Origin of the sequence: Mycolicibacterium flavescens, from assembly GCF_001722335.1 — a bacterium.
Lineage (GTDB): Bacteria > Actinomycetota > Actinomycetes > Mycobacteriales > Mycobacteriaceae > Mycobacterium > Mycobacterium flavescens.
Map to the genome: position 1 here is coordinate 1 of NZ_MIHA01000010.1, position 19,153 is coordinate 19,153.

Genomic DNA, 19,153 nt, shown 5'->3' on the forward strand with positions numbered 1-19,153 from the left:
GGCCCGGTGAGGACAGCGGCCGGCGCGAGCGCTCCTCGAGACCGGCCAGGCCCTCCTGGCTGAAGCGGCTGCGCCACTTGTAAAACGTCTGCCTACTGATCCGATGATCGCGGCAAAACTGCGACACATTGTCGATCTGTCCAGCCGCCGCCGTCGCGATACGAAGATCCATCGCCGCCACCTTCTGAGCCATGGATCATCTTGCCCAGGCCCCTACTCAGGTGTCAGCGATGTCCCGAGACATACACCTGTCAGCGATGTCCCCAAACACGACATGGCGGTGAGCGCGCCTGACTACGCCGAAATCGCTAACGGTAGGCGGTGATCCGCGCGACGAGCGCGGGTCGTCCGTCGTCGCCGATCGCCTGGGCGTCGGCGACGGCGGTGCCGCGACCCACCCGCAGCGGTGTCGCTTCGTAGCGCGAGGTTTCACCGGCCGGGAAGGGTCGCAGGAAGTTCACCCGCACCGACGCAGTGCGCATCGGCACGTCCCCGGTGTTGACCGCCGCCGAGGCCGCGAGTTCCAAACCGGCCGAGGCGATTCCGCCGTTGACGATGCCGACGGCGTTGTTCAGGAACGGGTCGGCGTGCTGGCGCAGCACCCGGACGTCGTCGGTGGCCGGCATCGGCTCGACGGCCATCAGCTCCGCCAGCGTCGTGTGTTCGTGCCGGTTCAGTGTTTCCGCCGGTTCACTCAGGTCGACCGTCTCCGGCTGCAGGAAGTAGGAGCGCACGGTGCCGCCGCCGATGACGACCCCGTCGCACGACAGCGTGTACACCGACAGCGACGATCCGGCGTCGCGGGGCCCCAGCGGACGGCCGGCCGCGACCACCGGCGGTGCGCCGTGCGCGGTAGCCATTCCGCAGCCCTCCGGGCTCAGCTCGACGGTCAATTCGGTGGTCACGGTCCACTCGTCACCCTGGTGGCGGAAGTGGTTCGACATACCGCTGACCGCGTCGGCGAGCAGCCCGAGCGGGGCAATCGTCGGCTGGCCCGTGAATGGGTTACGCATGCCCGCCAGCGGCATCGACATCTCCACGACGGCCGACTGCTGGTCGGCCACCAACACCTCGATGCCGAACCGGCGCAACAGATGAAGCGGCGTCTCGATGTCTTGAGACGGCCCCCGGCTCACGTCCGCCGTCATTCGAGAAGATCGACCACAGTGGACATCTCGGCGCCGGTGAGCACGAACTCCTCGGCCTTCTGCAGATGCCGCTGCCAGAGATCGGCTGCCTTGTCGGCCTCGCCGGCCTTGATGTGGTCGAGGACCATGCGGTGGGTCTTCGCCGAACGCCGCACGGCCTGCTCGGCGCGGGCGCCCTCGGTGGGCTGCAACGACCGGTTCGCCTTCTCGACGATGTGGTGCAGCATGTCCGTGACGATCTGCAGGGTCTTGTTGCCCGACAGGCGGGCGATCGCGGCGTGGAAATCGGTCAGCTGGTCGACGGTGTCGCTGCCGGGCTCCAGCTGCGCCTCGGTCTCGACGACCTTCTCCAGTTCGGCGATGACCGCGGGGTCGCGCTCCTCGGCCAGCCGTCGCACCATCGGCGTCTCGAGCGCCATCCTGGCCTCGTAGACGTCCTTGACCGTGACGCCCTCGTACTCGAGGATCAGCCCCGCGTAGCGCGCGAGCGTCTCACGCCGCGGCCGGGTGACCCGGGCGCCGCCGCGCACACCGCGCTGGACGACGATCAGCGATTCGGACTCCAGAACGCGAAACGCCTCGCGCAGCGTCGGGCGTGACACGCCGAATCGTTCCATGAGTTCGGACTCCGGCGGCAGCATCGTCCCTTCGGCGATCTCACCGCGGATGAACATGCGGCGGAGCACAGTGGCCACCCGGTCCGCCATCTTCGGCTCGCGAAGGCTGGTGACCTCCATATCGTCCTCCACCGGTATTCGGAATCAACTAACTATTTCTCAGGTTAACCGACGTGCGTTGAGTCAACACCTGTACGCGCCCGCACAGTGAGCAAGCTCATCAGTAGCCCATCGCTCGTCCCATCAGGTCTTTCATGATCTCGGTGGTGCCGGCGTACAGGCGCTGCACCCGCGAGTCGCGCCACAGTCGGGCCACCTCGTACTCGTTGATGTAGCCGTAGCCGCCGTGAAGTTGCAGGCAGCGGTCGATGATCTCCCACTGCACCTCCGACGTCCACCATTTGAGGCCGGCGGCGTCGGCATCCGACAGCGTGCCCTCGTTCACCGCGAGCACACACTGGTCCAGATAGGTCTGCGCGGCGTCGAGTTTGACCTGCATCTCGGCGATGAAATGCCGGTTGACCTGGAACTTGCCGATCGGCTGCCCGAACGCGGTGCGCTCCAACGCATACGCCTTGGTCAGGTCGAGCGCCCGCCGCGCGGCCGGCAGCGCGTAGCAGGCCACGCCGACCCGCTCGAACGGCAGGTTCGACACCAGATGGTAGAAGCCCCGGTTGAGCTCGCCGACGAGGTTCTCCTTGGGCACCTTGACGTCCTCGAAGAACAGTTCGGCGGTGTCGGCGGAGAACTGGCCGATCTTGTCGAGCTTGCGGCCGCGGGTGAAACCCTCCATGCCGTCCTCGATCATCAGCAGGCTGATGCCTTTTCGGCCGGCCGCCGGGTCGGTCTTGACCGCGGTCAGCACCAACTTGGACAGCAGGCCGTTGCTGATGAAGGTCTTCTGCCCGTTGACCACCCAGTGGTCGCCCTCGTCACGCGCGGTGGTCTTGATGCCGGCCAGGTCCGAACCCGCGGCGGGTTCCGACATCGCGATCGAACCGATGTATTCGCCGGAGATGAACTTCGGCAGCCACCGTTCCTTCTGCTCCTCGGTGGTCAGGTGGTTCATGTACGGCATCAGGATGTCGTTCTGCACACCGAGGCCGATGCCGACCGAACCGGTCATGAACAACTCTTCGGAGATGATCTGGTTGAACCGGAAGTCCTTGACTCCCAAGCCGCCGTACTTCTCGTCGAATTCCCAGCCGATCAGGCCGTGCTCGCCTGCGGCCAGCCACGCCTCGCGACTGACTTTGCCGTCGCGCTCCCACTTTTCGACGTTGGGCACACAGTGGCGTTCGAAGAACTCTCGCGCGGTGGCGCGGAAGTCGTCGTGTACTTCTTCGAAGATGTTGCGGCGCATGAATGTCCTCAGTCCAGGTTGATGATTGCCGGTAGCGCGCGGCCAGGCGCGTAGATGTCGAAGAGCCGGTCGGCGAGCGCCGACTCCAGCTGAAGGTAGGAACCGCACAGTGCGTCGATCTGGAAGCCACGCCTGACGTACCGGTGCAGATCGTGCTCGGCGGTCAGGCCCACCGCGCCGCACACCTGCAGGACCGCGTCGGCGACCGCGCGGTGTGCGCGCCCGGCGGCGACCTTCGCGGTCTGGGCCGACAGCACACCGCCGTAGCGCCACGAGTCGTCGAGCAACGCGCGGGCGCCTTCCAGTTTGGCGGCGGCCGCCGCGAGTGCGTGCCGGGGCGACTGTAGAGCGCCGATCGGCGAACCGAATTGCACTCGGACACTGACGTGTTCGACCGCGATCTGCAGTGCCCGGTCGGCCAGCGCGACAAGTTCGGTGGCCAGTGAGCGGTGCGCGGCGGCGATCGCGCGGCCCCACTCCGTGGACGCGTCGACGAGCTCGCCGTCGGTGGCGCCTTCGACCCGGGTCCAGATGACCGAGCTGTCGAATGTGTCGAGCCGTTCGCCGCGCAGCTGGTCGGATTCGACGACCGTCACCGACACCGTGCCCATCGCCCCCGAGACCGGGACCGCGACGCGGCCGCGCAGCGGGCCGAGCACGATGCCCTTGACCTGGCCCTCGTTGGAGCTGGGCCCCGAACCCTGCGCAAACCCGGGTAGGACGACGCAGTCGACGGGGGAGTCCAGCAGCGACGCCAGCTCGGCCAGCATGACCCGGTCCAGCGCGTCGGTCAGCGCCAGCGAGCGGCCCTGGGCGCGGAACAGCACCGCGCACGCCTCGACCGGGTACTCGGCCTCGATCTCGGCCCAGCCCAGGTCGGCCAGCAGCGGCTCGATGACGACGTGGTCCTGCTTGTTCGCGATCTCGTCGAACAGCCGGAACACCGCCTCCTCGACCATCGGCCACGACTCGTCGGGTTCGTGCCGCGGGGTCATGACGCGCGCCTTTCCTTCGGCAGGCCCAGTATGTGGTCGGCGATGATGCCGCGCTGCACCTCGGCGGTGCCGCCCATGATCGTGGCGGCCCGCGAGTACCACCACTCGGCGCGTGCGGTGTCGAGTTCGGCGGCCTCGGCGCCGGCGGCGTTGACCATCATGTGGTCGCGCGCCACGTCGAGGATCAGGTCGTTGACCGCGCGTTCGGCCTCGCTGCACAGGAGTTTGTCGATGCTGCTCTCCGGGCCGACCGCTTCCCCGGCCGCCAGTTTGCGAACGGTGGTGGCGGCGCGCGCCTGCGCGGTGATGACGTCGACGTACACGCGGGCGAACCGTTCCCGCGCGGCCTGCCCGACGGCGCGGTCCACCATGTACTGGCGTAGCCGGCCCAGCTCCATCAACACCTTGTTCAGTGCTGCGTAGCCGTACATGCCGCGCTCGTACTGCATCAGGAACATGGTCACGGCCCAGCCGCCGCCGACCTCGCCCACCAGACGGTTCGCGGGCACGCGCACGTCGTCGAAGAACACCTCGGCCAGTTCGCGACGCCCGCTGGCCAGCGCGATCGGGCGCACGGTGAGGCCGGGTGCGTCGGTGTCGATCAGCAGCATCGACAGGCCGCGGTGCCTGCTCTCCGGGGTTCCGGTGCGCACCAGCACACAGAGTCGTTTGGCCGTGCCGCCCTGGCTGGTCCAGATCTTCTGCCCGTTGACCACGAAGCCGTCGCCGTCTTCGGTGGCGCGGGTGCGCAGCGACGCCAGGTCGCTGCCGGAATCGGGTTCGGAGAAGCCCTGCCCCCACCACTCGGACCCGTTCAGATAGTTCGGCAGGTACTCGCCGGCCAGGTGCGGGGCGAACTTGAGGGTCGCGGGCGCCATCACCTCCAGCGTCCAGGCCTGGGCGGGGATCGGCAGCATCGCCTGGCCGAGCTCCTCGTAGAGCACCGCGCGGTGGATCTCGGTGCCGCCCAGCCCGCCGACCACCTCCGGCCAGCCGTAGCGGATCCAGTTGTCGGCGTGCAGTCGCGCCATCACGGTGGCGTCGTGCGCGAGCCCCTCCTCGGCGGACGGGAACGCCGCGGAGCGCCATGCGTCGGCGCAGTCGAGGCGCCGCAGATACTGCCGGAAATCCTGGCGGAACGCGGCGACATCGGACACGTAGTCGCTACTGTTCGGGGCGGGGTCGCTGGGCGCCGACAATGTGCGCCACCCCCTTCTTCGATCTTCGGTTCGGCCTGCGGCGCGAATCAGCTAAACAATTATCTATAAGAGGTACACTAACGCGCGACGACAGTCCAGCGAGAAGGAGCGCCAATGACGGCTTCGCCAGTCGATGCCAGCACCGTCCAGTTCAACCCGGAGACCCGCCTCTACATCGACGGTGAACTGCGTGATTCGGCGACCGGGAGGACGGTCGACAACATCAACCCGGCGACCGAGGAGGTGCTGGGTACCGCGACCGACGCCGGTGCCGACGACATGGAGCAGGCCATCGCCGCCGCGCGCCGCGCGTTCGACACCACCGACTGGGCGACCAACCACGAGTTCCGCCAGCACTGCCTGATGCAGCTGCACAACGCGCTGCAGGAGGAGAAGGAGGACATCCGCGCCGAGTTGATCGCCGAGGTCGGCTCGACGGTGGGCATGACCTTCATCGCGCAGATGGAGTGGCCGCTGGCGGACGCGGTGAAGTGGCCGGCCGAGTACATCTCGAAGTTCCCGTGGGAGCGGATGCTCGACCAGGACGCCAAGATGGGCGTCCCGTACAACCGGGTCGTGGTCAAAGAGCCGATGGGAGTGGTCGGCGCGATCACCCCGTGGAACTTCCCGTTCGAGATCATCAGCAACAAGATGGGCCAGATCCTGGCCACCGGCAACACCATGGTGCTCAAGCCCGCGATGGAGACGCCGTGGAGCGCGCTGCGCTGGGGCCGGATCATCGCCGAGAAGACCGACATCCCCGCCGGTGTGGTGAACATCGTCCCGACGTCGGACAACGACATCGCCCAGATGCTGGCCACCGACCCGCGCATCGACATGGTGTCGTTCACCGGGTCGACGGCGGTCGGCAAGCTGATCCAGCGGCTGTCGGGCGACACGATGAAGCGCAACATGCTCGAACTCGGCGGCAAATCCGCGTATCTGCTGCTCGAAGACGCCGACCTGGAGACGGCGCTGCCCGGTTGTATGGGCGCGCTGATGCATTCCGGCCAGGGCTGCGCGTTGACCACCCGGATGCTGGTGCCGCGTGCGCTGTACGACCAGGCCGTCGAGGTGGCGACCGCCACCTTCGGTGCCCTGTCCGTCGGCGACCCCGCCGATCCCAACACGTTCTGCGGACCGCTGGTGTCGGCCAAACAGCGTGAACGAGTGCTGAACTACATCGAGATCGCCAAGCGCGACGGCGGCCGGGTGACCGTCGGCGGCGGCGTCCCCGAGGGACTGGACCGCGGCTACTTCGTGGCGCCCACCGTCGTCGCCGACGTCGAACCGGACCACACGATCTTCCAGGAGGAGATCTTCGGGCCGGTGCTGTCGATCACCCCGTACGACGGCGGCGACGACGGGGCCGTCGAATTCGCCAACAACTCGCAGTACGGTCTGGCCGGCACGGTGCTGGGCTCCAACGAACGTGCCATGGCCGTCGCCCGGCGCATCCGCACCGGGTCGGTGTGTGTCAACAGTGCCATCTTCTACGGCGCCGACGCCCCGTTCGGCGGGTACAAGATGAGTGGCATCGGACGCCAGAACGGGCACGAGGGCTTCGAACAGTACCTGCAGACCAAAACGATCGCCTACCCCTTGGAGTCAGCACAGTGACCGACATTCTCGAAGGCGTCCGGGTAATCGAGATCGCCGCATGGACTTTCGTGCCCGCGGCCGGTGCCGTGCTGGCCGACTGGGGCGCCGACGTCATCAAGGTCGAGCACCCCGAAACCGGCGATCCGCAACGCGGACTGGTGAGTTCGGGGATCGTCGCCGGTGCGGGCGGGGTGAACCACTTCATCGAACAGCCGAACCGGGGCAAGCGCAGCATCGGTCTTGACACGTCGACCCCGGAGGGTCTCGAGGTGTTGATGAAGCTCGTCGAGACCGCCGACGTGTTCCTGACCAACCTGCTGCCCGACTCGCGGCAGCGCATGGGGATCGACGTCGAACAGGTGCGCGCGCGCAACCCGAAGATCATCTACGCGCGCGGGCACGGGTACGGAACCAAGGGCGATCTCGCGACGCAGGGCGGCTTCGACCTCGCGGCGTACTGGTCGCGTGGCGGCATCGGTGAGGCGTACGCCGCCGGCGACGGCTCGTATCCGCCGATCCAACGGCCGGCGTTCGGAGATGTCTACGGCGGCTTGACAATCGCCTCCGGCATCGCCGGTGCGTTGTTCAAGCGCGAACGCACCGGCGAGCCGTCGGTGGTCGACGTGTCGCTGCTCGGTGCGGCGATCTGGCAGCTGGGTCTGGACGTGGTGGGCGCCGGGGTTACCGGAGTCGACATTCCGAAGTTCCACCTGCCGGAGATGCCGAACCCGGTGGCCAGCATGTACCAGACGCGCGACGGTCGCCACATCGCGTTCGTGCTGTTGCAGGCCGACCGTTTCTGGGCCGACTTCTGCACCCGGATCGACCGCACCGACCTGATCGACGACGAGCGGTTCGCCAACGCGATGGTGCGTTTCGAGAACCGTGCCGAGTGCATCGTCGAACTGCGTAAGACGATCGGCTCGCAGGATCTTGCGCACTGGGAGAAGGCGTTCGAGGGTTTCGACGGGGTGTGGGACGTGATGCGCACCGCCCGCGAGATCCACGACGACCCGCAGGCGATCGCCAACGGGTACCTGCCGCGCACCACCGATGCCAACGGCAACGAGTTCGCGCTGGCGGCCAGTCCCGTGCAGTTCGACGAGACCCCGCTGTCGCTGCGGTGCGCGCCGGGACACGGTGAGCACACCGACGAGCTTCTCGCCGAACTCGGGTACGACGAGGAAGGCATCATCGACCTCAAGATCAAATCGGTTGCGCTGTAGTGGCTTCTGACGATCTCGCACGGCGGTTTCTGCACGTCAACCTGAACTGCACGTCGCTCGACGCGACCGAGAAGCTGTATGCCGGGGCGCTCGGGCTGTCGGCGCGGATGCGGACGGATCCGTCGGTGGCGACCAACGGCGCGATTCTGGGCATTGACGACGAAACCTATTGCGAGACAGCATTTCTCTACGATTCCCGCGGCGCCCGCGACGGCTGCGCGCTGGAGGCGATCGAGTATCAGAAGCCGGAGCTTCTGCGGGACAACCGGGTTGAGCCGACGCGGCCCGGTATCCGGTCGGCGCTGATGTGGGTGGCCGACCTCGACGCCGCCGCTGCCGCGCTGCGGGATGCCGGAGCGACGGTGGGCGACCCGGTGGACGGGTTGATCTCCGGCACCAAGTCGGTGCTGGCGATCGACGGGGACGGTGTGATCGTCGAGTTGGCCCAGGCGCCAGGTGATGTCGATGCGTCCAAGGGTGCGTTGTTCGGTGGGATCCGGATCGCGGCCATCAACGCGGTGGCCACGGCCGAGTTCCTGACCGCGATCGGTTTCGTGCAGGTCTCGGCGCCGGCACTGATGCCGGTCACCGGGCAGCAACTGGCGCCGGACGCGACGGACGAGGCGGTCGAATGCACGGTCGCGCGGTTCGCGCTACCCGAGGACGCCGACCGGTTCACCGTTTCGGTGGTCTCGCATCCGGCAACTGCGGGACAGGACCCTGTGCCGTGGGGCGGCAACCGCCAGGGGCTTTACCGCTGCGCCTTGCGCGTCGAGAGTGTCGAGAAGGCGCTTGCCGCCACGCCGGGTTCGGTCGAACGGTGCGGCGATCCGGTGTGGTGCCCGCTGCCGGGCACCAAGATCGACGGGTTGTACATCGCGTTCCTGCGCTCGCCGGACGGGGTGGTGTTCGAGTTCGTCGAGCGCCCGCTGAAGTTCTTCTCGCGCTAGTAGGCCGAGCAGACGCAGAATCGCACTCTTCGGCGCAGATCTATGCGATTCTGTGTCTGCTCGCCAGGGTTACTCAGCCCCTGTGGGTGGCGAAGAAGTCGTCGACGATGCGGACGCAGTCGTCGCGGTCGATGGTGCGGATGCCGGTCATCACCCCGAAGATCAACGGGCCCAGCAGTTGTGCCAAGGCCAGCGACAGGTCGAACTCACCGAGCTCAGCGCGGGCCTCGGGGCTGTCGAGTAGCCGGTCGAACGGCTGACGGTACTGCTCGATCACCTGTGCGCGCAGTGAGCTTCGCGAGCCGTCGTCCGCCGGACCCAGCGACACCCAGGCCAGAAGTGTGAGGTGCAGCGGGGCCTCGTGCAGCAGGGTGGCCTGCCGGCTGAGCAACTCGACCAGTTGTTCGCGAACGGTTCCGGTCGCCGGAGGCGGAGTGACCTGAGGCAGAACCCGCTCGAACGTGGCGGCGAGAAGCTCTGTCGCGCTGTCGAAATGACGATAGAGCGTGGTCTTGGCCACCTTGGATGCCCGCGTCACCGCATCGACCGTGACGGCTTCCACGCCGCCGGTCGACAGCAGGCGCGCCGCCGCGTCCAGCAGTCGCGCGCGAGAGCGCAGGCGCCGCGGGTCGATGTCGTCGTCGGAGGCGGTCTCAGTCGCGATGTCGCCCTCCTTGTTCCCAGTGTGCTACTCATAGTAGCGTAGCGCTACGGAAAGTAGCTTATTGGCGGGAGTGTCATTTGACGGTATCGAGGTTGTCCGCGCGAGAGAAGTGGACCCTTGCGGTCTCCTGCCTGACGGTCGCGTTGGTCGTCGGATCCATGGCGGCGTTGTACACCGCGCTGGCGCCGATAGCCACCGAGACCGGCGCCACCCAGACCCAGCTGACGTGGGTCGTCGACGGGTACACCCTGGTCCTGGCATGTCTGCTGCTGCCGGCCGGCGCGATGGGCGACCGCTACGGGCGTCGTAGGGTGCTCGCCGTCGGGCTGGCGGTGTTTGCAGGCGCGTCGCTCATCCCGCTGTTCGCCTCGGACCCCACATGGATCATCGCCTCGCGGTCGCTTGCCGGTGCCGGTGCGGCACTGATGATGCCGTCGACTCTGTCGATCATGACCGCGACATTCCCTGCCGCACACCGCGGCCGTGCGGTGGGCATGTGGGCCGGTGTTGCGGGATCGGGCGCCATCATCGGACTTCTGTGCTCCGGGATGCTGCTGCGCTGGTGGTCCTGGACGTCGATCTTCATCGCCTTCGCCGTAGCGGGCGCGGCACTGCTGCTCGCGGCCTGCACCGTTCCCGAGTCCCGCCAGGAGGTCCGGCGCCGGATGGACATCGTCGGGTCGGCGGCGGTGGTGGCGGCGATCGCGTTGATCGTCGTCGGACTCATCGAGGCTCCCTCGCGCGGGTGGGCCGACCCGGTGGTGCTCATGCTCTTCGCCGGTGGTGCCGTCGCGACGCTCGTGTTCGGGGCCGTCGAACTGCGTATCGAGCATCCGTTGCTCGACCTGCGGTTGTTCGGCGACCGCATCTTCGGTGGCGCCGCACTATCGGTGGGCCTGCAGTTCCTGGTCATGTTCGGCCTGGCGTTTCTGATCGTGCAGTACCTGCAGCTGATTCTCGGCTACGGGGCACTGGAATCGGCTGTCGCGATCGCACCGTTGGGAGTTCCGCTGGTGGGGATTTCGGTGCTGGCTCCGTGGCTGGAGCCTCGCGTGGGTCTGCGACTGCTCACCGTCCCGGGCTTCCTGCTCGTCGCGGCCGGGCTGTATCTGACGAGCAGGCTGACCGTCGACGCCGTCTACCTCGACGTTCTGTGGCCGCTGCTGCTCTTGGGCGCCGGGATGGGCCTGTGCATGGCGCCCGCGACCACCGCGATCATGACCGCGACCCCGGCGGACGACCATGGCGTCGGGGCGGCAGTCAACGACGCGGCCCGGGAGGTGGGTGCCGCGATCGGGATCGCTGTTGCGGGAAGCATTCTCGCGACCGGGTATTCGAACCGGATCGCATCGGCGCTCGAACATGTGCCGGCGTCGGCGAGAGGCGCGGCCGCGGATTCGCCCGCAGCCGCGTTGGAGGTAGCGCAGACCCTCGGCGCAGCGGGTGCACGGTTGTCCGAGGCTGCCCAGGCCGCCTTCGTGGACGGCCACTCCAACGCCGCGTTGGTCCTGTCCCTCGTGACGGCCGCCAGCGCCCTGGTGCTCGCATTGTGGATACCGGAGCGCGAACCCGCGGCCTACGGACGGCACGCGAAGCGGGAGGACGTGGAAGCGCGACCAATTCCCGTCGGGTAGTCATCTACGCGGCATGAGTGACGCGGCCAGGAAGGTTCGCAGGATGCCCTCGTCGCCGCCGTCCAAGGGGTTACCAGGTTCGGCCATCAAGCTGAAATTGACCCGGGCGATCCACCGCGCCAACGTTTCTGGCCCGACGTCGGTGCGGATCTCACCGGCCGCGGCTGCCTCGGCGAGGCGCTGCCCCAGCGCTTTGATGAGCGCGTCCTGCCACAGAACCGATGTTTCGACGGCTCGGTACGTGTGGCCAGCCTCGGTGCTGTCGATGAGGGTGCGCAGGGTGGCGGAAGCGCGCGCTGCTTCGTTACCGGCCAGACAAACTCGAACCAGACGCTCCAGGAACGGTTCATCGGTGTTCCACAGTGACTCGGTCGACTTCATAGTCTTGGCCAACCCGCGAATCAACGATGCTGCCAGGACCGCGTTCTTGCTCGGGAAGTAGTAGTACAGCGTCGACCGGTGTACCCCTGCTGCCTGGGCGATCTCACTCATCCGAGTACGGGACGGACCACGCTCAGCGAAACATTTCTCGGCTGCCAGAAGCAACCGGTCTCGTGCCTGCTCCTCATCGACGGGGGTATCCGCGCCCCAGGGGCCGGCCCGCTTCGGATCGGTTCGAGCTGTCATGTCCTGCCGACCGTACCCCAATCTTGTCATGATCCAACAAAAAGTTTACGTTGTTGGAAGTCCGACAAAAATATTCAAATGTCGGAACTCGACCGGCGAAAGGCGACGATGTCGAAGACGGATGCCGTGATCTCGGACTGGATCACGCAAGAGGTCGGAGGGCGCGTCACGTCAATGACGCGCCAATCGCGTTGGCGACCAACATGGTTCGTGGATGTCGAGCGTAACGGAGAAGCACTCGGTGTCGTCGTTCGCGGCGAACGTGGGGCCGGTATTCCGATGCAGTTCCCCCTCAGCCACGAGATGGCGCTGCAGCGCGTGATGGGCGCGCACCGTATCCCCGTGCCTTCGGTGTACGGGTGGATCGACGAGCTGCCCGCCTACGTCATGGAGCGTGTTGACGGTCAACCGGGTTTCGATGGGCTGACCACCGATCAGCGTGACGCAGTCATGCGCGACTACATGGCCGCGCTGGCCGAACTGCACCGACTTCCGCTGCAGCCGTTCGTCGATGCAGGGGTTTACCGCGCGTCCTCTCCCGCCGAATCGGGCCGTCTCGGTATGAAACGATTCGAAGAGGTTTGGCGAGCCGGCAAGAACGCGCCTAATCCGCTGCTCGAGTTCGTGTTGGGCTGGCTGAGGCGCCATCCCGTCGACAGTCGCGGCCGAGAGTCGGCCATCGTGTGGGACTCAGGGCAACTGCATCAGAAGGACGGCCGGTTCGTCGCCCTGCTCGATCTGGAGGCAGGACACATCGGCGACCCGATGATGGACCTGGCTGCGCCCCGAATGCGAGACACCGTTCTGCATTTCGGTGACTTCAACACCCTCTACGCAGAGTACGAGCGTGCCGGCGGTTACCCGGTCGACATCGACGCGGTCCAACTGCACCACATCGCATTCACGCTCACCAATGAGCTCGCATTCCGCAACTCGCTCAACGATCCGTCACCGGAGTCGGACTACATGACCAACTTGCATTGGTGCAGCGAGACGAACCTGCATGCGATGGAGGCGCTCGCCGAGCGCATCGGACTCGACCTCGAACCACCCGATACTCCCGACGTGCCCCCCACCAGGGCAGCGACCGCGCACCGCCAACTCGTCGAAATGTTGCGCGACCCCGGCAGTGAGGACGAGTACGCCCGCTACCGGCTCCGGGTCGCGTTCCGGCTGGCCCGCTACCTGCAACGCGAAGACGAGATCGGCGCCGAAGTCACCAACGCCGATCTCGACGACCTCGTGCCGCTTCTCGGGCACCGCCCCGGGACCTGGCAGGACGGTGACGCCGCGCTGGAGAGGTTCGTCCTCGACGACGACGGCCACCATGACGCACAACTCTGCCAGCTCTTCTACCGCCGGCTGATCAGGCACAAAGCTTCGCTGGGGCCGCCGGGCTCGGCCATGGTCGCCCACCACGTGTGTCAACCGTTCACGCCCTACCCGCCCGAGACGCCGCAACGTAGGAGCCGATGACCGTGGTCAGTCCCGTCTATTTCGAAGTGTTCATGCTGGCCGCTTTCGTAGTGTTGATGATCTGGATCGTCATCGACACCAGACGACGCCGTGAAATCGGCTTGGTCGGATTACTTGCCGTCGCAGGGTTCAGCATCTTCTGGCAGGAGTTCTATGCCGACTGGGGCGCCTACCTGATGTGGAACCCCGACTACCGCATGCTTCCCTGGGGTACGACGCCGTTGACGACGCCTGACAAACCCGCGATGAACCTGTGGTCCTATCCGGTGTTCATGACTGCCGCGTTTCTCGCAATGCTGGCACTTCAACGGTGGGCGCGTCGGCGGTGGCCGCGCGTCCACCCACTTCTTCTGAGTCTGCTCACCGCTGGGCCCGTGCTGATCGCCTTCAACGTTGTGATGGAGTACATCTCAGTGGCGACCCTCGGATTCTGGTCTTATGTCGACACGGTCGGGCCGGCCCTGCACTCGGAAGCGGGAACGATGCCCCTGCTGTACCCGAACATTCCGTTCGGGTTGTTCGGCGCGGTGACGGCGTTCTTGATCGGCTGGACCAATGCCCGAGGACGTCCCCGCTTCGAGGCGCTGATCGCGAGTCCGGACCTGCCGAGAGGTATCCGACGTGACACGTTGCGTGTGTTGGCCTGGGTCTTGATGTTCAACGTGACCTACTGGCTGTTCCTGGTGACACCCTGCATCCTGATCCGGCTGGCGTTCGGCGAGCCGTCGACGCTGGTGCCCTGACCCCGCGAGCAGACGCAAAGTGCCCTTGTTTGCGAACAATTTCGGGCACTTTGCGTCTGCTCGCCAGGAGAACGGGGTAGAAACGAGGGGATGAGCTTCTCCGTCGCGCCGTTGGTCGGAGACCTCGCCTTCCCCGAGGCACCGCGGTGGCGCGGCGACAAGCTGTGGTTCACCGACATGATCGGCAGGCGGGTGTGCACGACGACGCTGGCCGGCGCGGTCGACACGGTCGCAGAGTTCGACGAGATGCCCGGCGGGCTGGGCTTCCTGCCCGACGGCACACCGCTGGTCGTCGGCACCGAGACCGCGCGGCTGTATGCGTTGCGCCGCAACGGTCTAGAGGTCCATGCCGACCTGCGCGCGATGGTCGACGGGCATCTCGACGACATGGTGGTCGCCACTGACGGATCCGCGTACGTCGGGGCGGTCGGAGTCATGGGCCCGAACACCGAGGCGGCAGCCGGCAAGATCGCGCGCGTCGCTGCGGACTGCACGGTCAGCATCGAAGCCGAGGGACTGGCCTTCCCGAACGGGATGGTGATCATCGACGATCGTGTCCTCCTGGCGAATGAGACGTTCGCACAACGGATAACGGCGTTCGACATCGGTCCCGACGGTTCCTTGTCCCACCGGCGTGTCTGGGCCGAACTTCCCGGTATGCACCCCGACGGTCTGGCGATCGACCCGACCGGAGCGGCCTGGGCGGGATGCTACAAAGAGGAGAAGTTCATCCGGGTCAGCGAAGGCGGCGACATCAGCGAGACGATCCCCACCCCGGGCCGCTGGGCGGTCGCGGTCGAGCTTGGCGGGCCCGACGGGTGCACTCTGTTCCTGCTCACCGCCGAAACCGATTTCAACCGGTTCTTTCGCGGCGACTCCCGCGGCCGCATCGACACCGCACGGGCCCAGGTGGCGGCACGATGACGACCGCCACGCTGCCGCGGGAGATCATCTCCTGGATCCAGGACATCACCGGCGCTGACGGTGTCGAGGCGCAACGGCGCCCCGGTGGTGGTCGGCGCGAGGCGTGGCTGGTCGACGTGCACCGGTCTGACGGCGTCAGCGAGCCACTCTTCCTGCGATACGACCGCTCCGATCCCGCCGACTCGGGCGACCCGTTCACCCTTGACCGCGAGTCACGTTTCTACGCCGCGCTGCAGGACTCCGAAGTACCGGTACCGCGGCTCGTCGGCTCTCACCCCGAGCTGCAGGCGGTGCTCTGCGAACGGGTGAGCGGGGAGACCTGATTCTCCCGGCTCACGGACGAAGATCAACGGCTCACCATCGCACGGGAATTCATGACGAAACTCGCCGCGCTGCACCGCCTCGACGCCGCGAAAGTCGACATCGACGAACCGCGGAATACGGTGCGCGCCTGCGTCGAGGCGGACATCGCCCGATGGGAGGGGCTGTACCGGTTCGGCGACCCGCCGAAGGACCCGACTGTCGAGTTCGGCCTCGCCTGGCTGAAGGCCAACATCCCCGACACCGACGTCGCCCCGGTCATCGTGCAGGGCGACACCGGACCCGGCAACTTCCTCTACCACGACGGGCGCATCACCGCCGTGCTGGACTGGGAGCTGGCGCATTTCGGTGATCCGATGGACGACCTCGGCTGGCTGGCCCTGCGGGCGGTGCAGGAACCGTTCACCGACTTCGCAGACCGCCTCGCCGACTACGAACGCGCGTCCGGTATCGCCGTCGACCTCGACCGGTTGCGCTACTACCGGCTGTTCGCCGAACTCAAGGTCGTGATCCTGGGGTTCCGGCGTTCGGTGAGCTTCGACCCGCTCGCCGAGGTCGGCAACCTGCTCATCTACGAGACACTGCACAACCGGCTGTTCGCCGACGCGCTCGCCGAACAATACGGGCTGACCGACGACGTATCCGTCCAACCCGACGCCGAGCCCAGCGAACAACAGTGGCTGTACGACGTGATGCTGGCCCAGTTGCGCGACATCATCGTGCCCGGCACGTCCGATCCCTTCGCCGCACTGCGCGGCAAGGGCCTGGCGCGCATCGTCAAATATCTGCGTGAGGTCGACCGCTCCGGGCGCGCGGCCGAACAGCTCGAATTAGACTGGCTGCAGGCGCTTCTCGGAAAGAGGCCGGCCACCGTCGCGACGGGCCGCCGCGCGTTGGCGGACACCATCACCGCGGACTCGCTGGGCCACAAACAGCTCGTCGAGTATCTGCGCGACCGCGCCTATCTGCAGCTCGCCTTGATGCGCCCGGCGATGGGTGTCCTGGCCGAGCGTCGGTTCGACCCGTTGCCCGACGAGGCGCGATGATCGAGAACCCGTTCGGCCCTGCCGATGACATGTTGCATCCGCCAGGGGAGTCCCACTACGAGACCGAGACGTTCTGGTTCTCGTTCTTCGCGCCGGAGCGCGCCATCGGCGGCTGGGTCTACGCCTCGGTGCGGCAGAACGCCGGCGTCACTGCGGGCAGGATGTGGCTGTGGGACGGCAGCACACCGCATCCGATCGACGCCCCGTTCTACAAGTACTTCGCGCACCTGAAGCTGCCGACCTAAATCAATTCGACGCAAATCGATTTCGCCACCGGGATGAGCGTTCGGGTGCGCGAACCGCTGATGAGCTACGACGTCATCTACGACGACCGCAACCGGATGCAGGCCGAACTGCGCTTCGACGCGCTGGAACCGCCGGTGCCGCTGCGCACCGGTGAGCCGCCGTACCCGAAGGCGCACCACTTCGATCAGACCGGTCGCGTCACCGGCGCAATCACCCTCGACGGTGAAGGGATCGCGATCGACTGCTTCGCGATGCGCGACCGCTCCTGGGGGCCGCGGCACGAGCGCGGATACCGCCGGGTCGGTTACACGTGGGCCGCCGCGCAGGACCTGAGCCTGCTGACCTACACCGCGCCGACGGGCCAGGACGCGGCCGAGGAGATCTACTCCGGTTATCTGCGCCGCGGTGACCGACTCGACCGGCTGGTGAGCGGCAGAAGGCGCGTCGACCGCGATCCCGTCGAGGGCTGGGTCACCGCGATCGACTTCGACGCGGAAACCGAAGGCGGACAACAGGTCAGCGGGCACGCCGACGGTGTGAGCCGGCTGCTGCTGTCCCAGGGCAACCACATCTGCGCCTGCACGCTGCTGTCGTGGACCATCGACGGACAGCAGCTCGCCGGCGAGGACCAGGACGTCTGGTCGATCCATGACTGGCGGCGGATGCGCTCGGCCGCCAGAACCGCACAACCCGGGAGGAACCAGTGAACGTCAAGGCAGACACGACGGTCGGCTACGAGTACATGCGCAGCAAGGACCCGGCGTGCGCGAACTTCCGGCGACTGGACACACTGCAGGCGGAGAACCGGCCGTACCTGCACTGCGACGAGGCGAACGGGTACTGGGTGTTCACCGACCACGAGGCGATCCTCGACGGTCTGCAACATCCCGAGCATTTCTCGAACGCGGTGATGGTGCCGATCGAACCGGATCCGCAGTACAAGTGGATCCCGATCATGCTCGACCCGCCGGACCACACGAAATGGCGGCACGTGCTGGGCCTGTACTTCTCACCGGGGCGCGTCAAACGTCAAGAGGCACAACAGCGGGCGTTCGCCGTCGATCTGATCGAGAAGTTCCGGGCTGCGGGGTCCTGCGACTTCTACGCCGACTTCGCTGCGGTCTTTCCCACCACGATCTTCCTGCAGATCATGGGATTGCCGATCGACAAACTCGACGACTTCCTGGTGTGGGAGGAGAAGATCCTCTACGGCACAGCGGAAACCGACCCGGACCGCTCGATTGCGGTCGGCGCGATGATGGAGGTGATGGGGTACTTCGGCGGACTGATCGCCGAGAAGCGCGAGAACCCCGACGCCCGGGGCGACGACATCGTCAGCCACGCGATCGAGTGGGAGATCGACGGTGAGAAGCCCTCGGAGAGCGACCTGCTGTCGTGCATGCTGCTGCTGTTCATGGCGGGCCTGGATACCGTCGCCGCGCAACTGTCCTACACCTTCTACCACCTGGCGACCCATCCCGATGACCGGCGCAAGCTCGTCGAGGATCCCTCGCGAATCCCGCTCGCGGTCGAGGAGTTGGTGCGGGCCTATCCGATCGTGCAGACCGCCCGGATCGCCACCACGGACCTGGATTTCCACGGCTGCCCGGTCAAGAAGGGCGACATGGTGGCCTTCCCGCTCGGTATGGCCAACCGCGACCCGAAGGCGCACGAGCGCGGCGGCACAGTCGATCTGGACGCACCGCGGCCCCGCCATTTCGCGTTCGGTGCCGGGCCGCACCGCTGCCTGGGCTCACATCTCGCGCGCCAGGAGTTGACGGTCGCCCTCGAGGAATGGCACCGGCTGATCCCGGACTACGAGGTCGCCGACGAGTCGAAGGTGGTCGAGCACACCGGCGGGGTCTACAGCCTGGAGTGCCTACCGCTGCGCTGGTGACCGCACACTGCCCAGCGCGGTCATCCTCTCAGCAGCGCCAGCGACTCGGCCCGGCCGCCGTCGACCGTCACGAGTCGGTGGGCGAAGAGCCACCGACCGTCGACCGGAACCAAGACGTCGCGGTAGCGTCCCCAGTGGTCGGCGGCATCGGCGAGGAACACCACGTAGTACGCGGTTGATTCAACGCGGGTGGCCGAAACGTCGGTGAACAGAAGGTTGGCCACGTAGTGCCGGACGATATGGCGCGTACCGGGCGGCGGCTCGTGATGGGTGAGTTCACCCGAGACCGATTTCAGCGAGTCGACGATTTCGTCGCGTCCCGTCGCCGTGAACCGGTTCCTGACCTCCAGGACCCCGTCAGCTGCGAAGCAGTCCGCGAGCTCCTCCAGCCGGCCCCGATCGCCGGCGTGGTTGTACCGCGCGTACGTGTCCCGAACACCTTCTCGGGCCAGGAGTTCATCGAGCGTCAATGGGT

At 66.8% G+C, this 19,153-nt stretch carries 20 protein-coding genes and 1 pseudogene; 12 read left to right on the plus strand and 9 right to left on the minus strand.

Going from position 1 to position 19,153, the window contains the following annotated elements; genetic code table 11:
- The 6 genes from BHQ18_RS14730 to BHQ18_RS14755 all read right to left on the minus strand — a co-directional run.
- The coding region (locus BHQ18_RS14730) for a helix-turn-helix domain-containing protein (RefSeq protein WP_131815691.1) at window positions 1-193 on the minus strand (193 nt) is incomplete at its 3' end.
- Between the two features lie 115 nt (window positions 194-308).
- On the minus strand, window positions 309-1,148 hold the full coding sequence (locus tag BHQ18_RS14735) for a PaaI family thioesterase (protein WP_069414380.1): 840 nt from the start codon (window positions 1,146-1,148) through the stop codon (window positions 309-311).
- Window positions 1,145-1,885, minus strand: a complete 741-nt coding sequence (locus tag BHQ18_RS14740) for a FadR/GntR family transcriptional regulator (protein ID WP_069414381.1) — start codon at window positions 1,883-1,885, stop codon at window positions 1,145-1,147. Before BHQ18_RS14740 ends, BHQ18_RS14735 begins: the two co-directional genes overlap by 4 nt.
- Window positions 1,886-1,985: 100 nt before the next feature.
- Window positions 1,986-3,128 carry an acyl-CoA dehydrogenase family protein gene (locus tag BHQ18_RS14745; protein WP_069414382.1) on the minus strand — a complete coding sequence of 381 codons (1,143 nt, stop codon included), beginning with the start codon at window positions 3,126-3,128 and terminating at the stop codon, window positions 1,986-1,988.
- An 8-nt stretch (window positions 3,129-3,136) separates the two neighbouring features.
- Window positions 3,137-4,123 (minus strand): acyl-CoA dehydrogenase family protein, encoded by a 987-nt coding sequence (locus BHQ18_RS14750; protein ID WP_069414383.1) that lies wholly within the window; start codon window positions 4,121-4,123, stop codon window positions 3,137-3,139.
- Window positions 4,120-5,280 (minus strand): acyl-CoA dehydrogenase family protein, encoded by a 1,161-nt coding sequence (locus BHQ18_RS14755; RefSeq protein WP_234794183.1) that lies wholly within the window; start codon window positions 5,278-5,280, stop codon window positions 4,120-4,122. Before BHQ18_RS14755 ends, BHQ18_RS14750 begins: the two co-directional genes overlap by 4 nt.
- A gap of 156 nt (window positions 5,281-5,436) precedes the next feature.
- Here BHQ18_RS14755 and BHQ18_RS14760 point away from each other — a divergent pair, with 156 nt between their 5' ends.
- The 3 genes from BHQ18_RS14760 to BHQ18_RS14770 are packed head-to-tail and all read left to right on the plus strand — an operon-like array spanning window position 5,437 to window position 9,100.
- A complete protein-coding gene (locus BHQ18_RS14760; RefSeq protein ID WP_069414385.1) occupies window positions 5,437-6,942 on the plus strand; it encodes an aldehyde dehydrogenase family protein in 1,506 nt (501 codons plus the stop codon).
- Window positions 6,939-8,150: a CaiB/BaiF CoA transferase family protein gene (locus tag BHQ18_RS14765; protein ID WP_084294079.1), complete on the plus strand. Its 1,212-nt coding sequence runs from the start codon at window positions 6,939-6,941 to the stop codon at window positions 8,148-8,150. Before BHQ18_RS14760 ends, BHQ18_RS14765 begins: the two co-directional genes overlap by 4 nt.
- Complete coding sequence (locus BHQ18_RS14770) at window positions 8,150-9,100, plus strand: VOC family protein (protein WP_069414386.1); 951 nt, start codon at window positions 8,150-8,152, stop codon at window positions 9,098-9,100. Before BHQ18_RS14765 ends, BHQ18_RS14770 begins: the two co-directional genes overlap by 1 nt.
- A 73-nt stretch (window positions 9,101-9,173) precedes the next feature.
- On the opposite strand, the gene BHQ18_RS14775 is transcribed toward BHQ18_RS14770, so the two are convergent.
- On the minus strand, window positions 9,174-9,764 hold the full coding sequence (locus BHQ18_RS14775) for a TetR/AcrR family transcriptional regulator (protein ID WP_069414387.1): 591 nt from the start codon (window positions 9,762-9,764) through the stop codon (window positions 9,174-9,176).
- 92 nt (window positions 9,765-9,856) lie between these two features.
- Between BHQ18_RS14775 and BHQ18_RS14780 the strand changes: the two genes are divergently transcribed.
- Entirely contained in the window at window positions 9,857-11,398 is a 1,542-nt protein-coding gene (locus BHQ18_RS14780; protein ID WP_069414388.1) for an MFS transporter, read from the plus strand.
- Here the strand turns inward: BHQ18_RS14780 and BHQ18_RS14785 are convergent, their stop codons facing one another.
- Entirely contained in the window at window positions 11,399-11,890 is a 492-nt protein-coding gene (locus tag BHQ18_RS14785) for a TetR/AcrR family transcriptional regulator (RefSeq protein WP_234794184.1), read from the minus strand.
- Here BHQ18_RS14785 and BHQ18_RS14790 point away from each other — a divergent pair.
- The 8 genes and pseudogenes from BHQ18_RS14790 (at window position 11,858) to BHQ18_RS14815 (ending at window position 18,678) form a co-directional block, all read left to right on the plus strand.
- On the plus strand, window positions 11,858-13,501 hold the full coding sequence (locus tag BHQ18_RS14790; protein WP_234794185.1) for a phosphotransferase family protein: 1,644 nt from the start codon (window positions 11,858-11,860) through the stop codon (window positions 13,499-13,501). The genes BHQ18_RS14785 and BHQ18_RS14790 overlap by 33 nt on opposite strands.
- 26 nt (window positions 13,502-13,527) lie before the next feature.
- Window positions 13,528-14,244, plus strand: coding sequence for a spirocyclase AveC family protein (locus tag BHQ18_RS14795; RefSeq protein WP_205866105.1), 717 nt, complete (start codon window positions 13,528-13,530; stop codon window positions 14,242-14,244).
- A gap of 90 nt (window positions 14,245-14,334) precedes the next feature.
- The gene (locus BHQ18_RS14800) at window positions 14,335-15,168 is read left to right on the plus strand and encodes an SMP-30/gluconolactonase/LRE family protein (RefSeq protein WP_069414390.1); all 834 of its coding nucleotides are present in this window, start codon (window positions 14,335-14,337) and stop codon (window positions 15,166-15,168) included.
- The gene (locus BHQ18_RS29130; RefSeq protein ID WP_084294082.1) at window positions 15,165-15,491 is read left to right on the plus strand and encodes a protein kinase family protein; all 327 of its coding nucleotides are present in this window, start codon (window positions 15,165-15,167) and stop codon (window positions 15,489-15,491) included. Before BHQ18_RS14800 ends, BHQ18_RS29130 begins: the two co-directional genes overlap by 4 nt.
- A gap of 27 nt (window positions 15,492-15,518) precedes the next feature.
- Window positions 15,519-16,535 (plus strand): annotated as a pseudogene (locus BHQ18_RS14805) (phosphotransferase family protein); the annotation flags it as partial.
- Window positions 16,532-16,780: a hypothetical protein gene (locus BHQ18_RS30500; RefSeq protein ID WP_234794186.1), complete on the plus strand. Its 249-nt coding sequence runs from the start codon at window positions 16,532-16,534 to the stop codon at window positions 16,778-16,780. The pseudogene BHQ18_RS14805 and the gene BHQ18_RS30500, both read left to right, overlap by 4 nt.
- Window positions 16,781-16,813: 33 nt before the next feature.
- The gene (locus tag BHQ18_RS14810) at window positions 16,814-17,488 is read left to right on the plus strand and encodes a DUF7064 domain-containing protein (RefSeq protein ID WP_234794187.1); all 675 of its coding nucleotides are present in this window, start codon (window positions 16,814-16,816) and stop codon (window positions 17,486-17,488) included.
- A complete protein-coding gene (locus BHQ18_RS14815; RefSeq protein ID WP_234794188.1) occupies window positions 17,485-18,678 on the plus strand; it encodes a cytochrome P450 in 1,194 nt (397 codons plus the stop codon). The genes BHQ18_RS14810 and BHQ18_RS14815 overlap by 4 nt, the downstream gene beginning before the upstream one ends.
- A gap of 20 nt (window positions 18,679-18,698) precedes the next feature.
- Here BHQ18_RS14815 and BHQ18_RS14820 read toward each other — a convergent pair whose 3' ends face one another.
- Entirely contained in the window at window positions 18,699-19,148 is a 450-nt protein-coding gene (locus tag BHQ18_RS14820) for a nuclear transport factor 2 family protein (RefSeq protein ID WP_069414391.1), read from the minus strand.
- Between the last annotated feature and the right edge of the window lie 5 nt (window positions 19,149-19,153).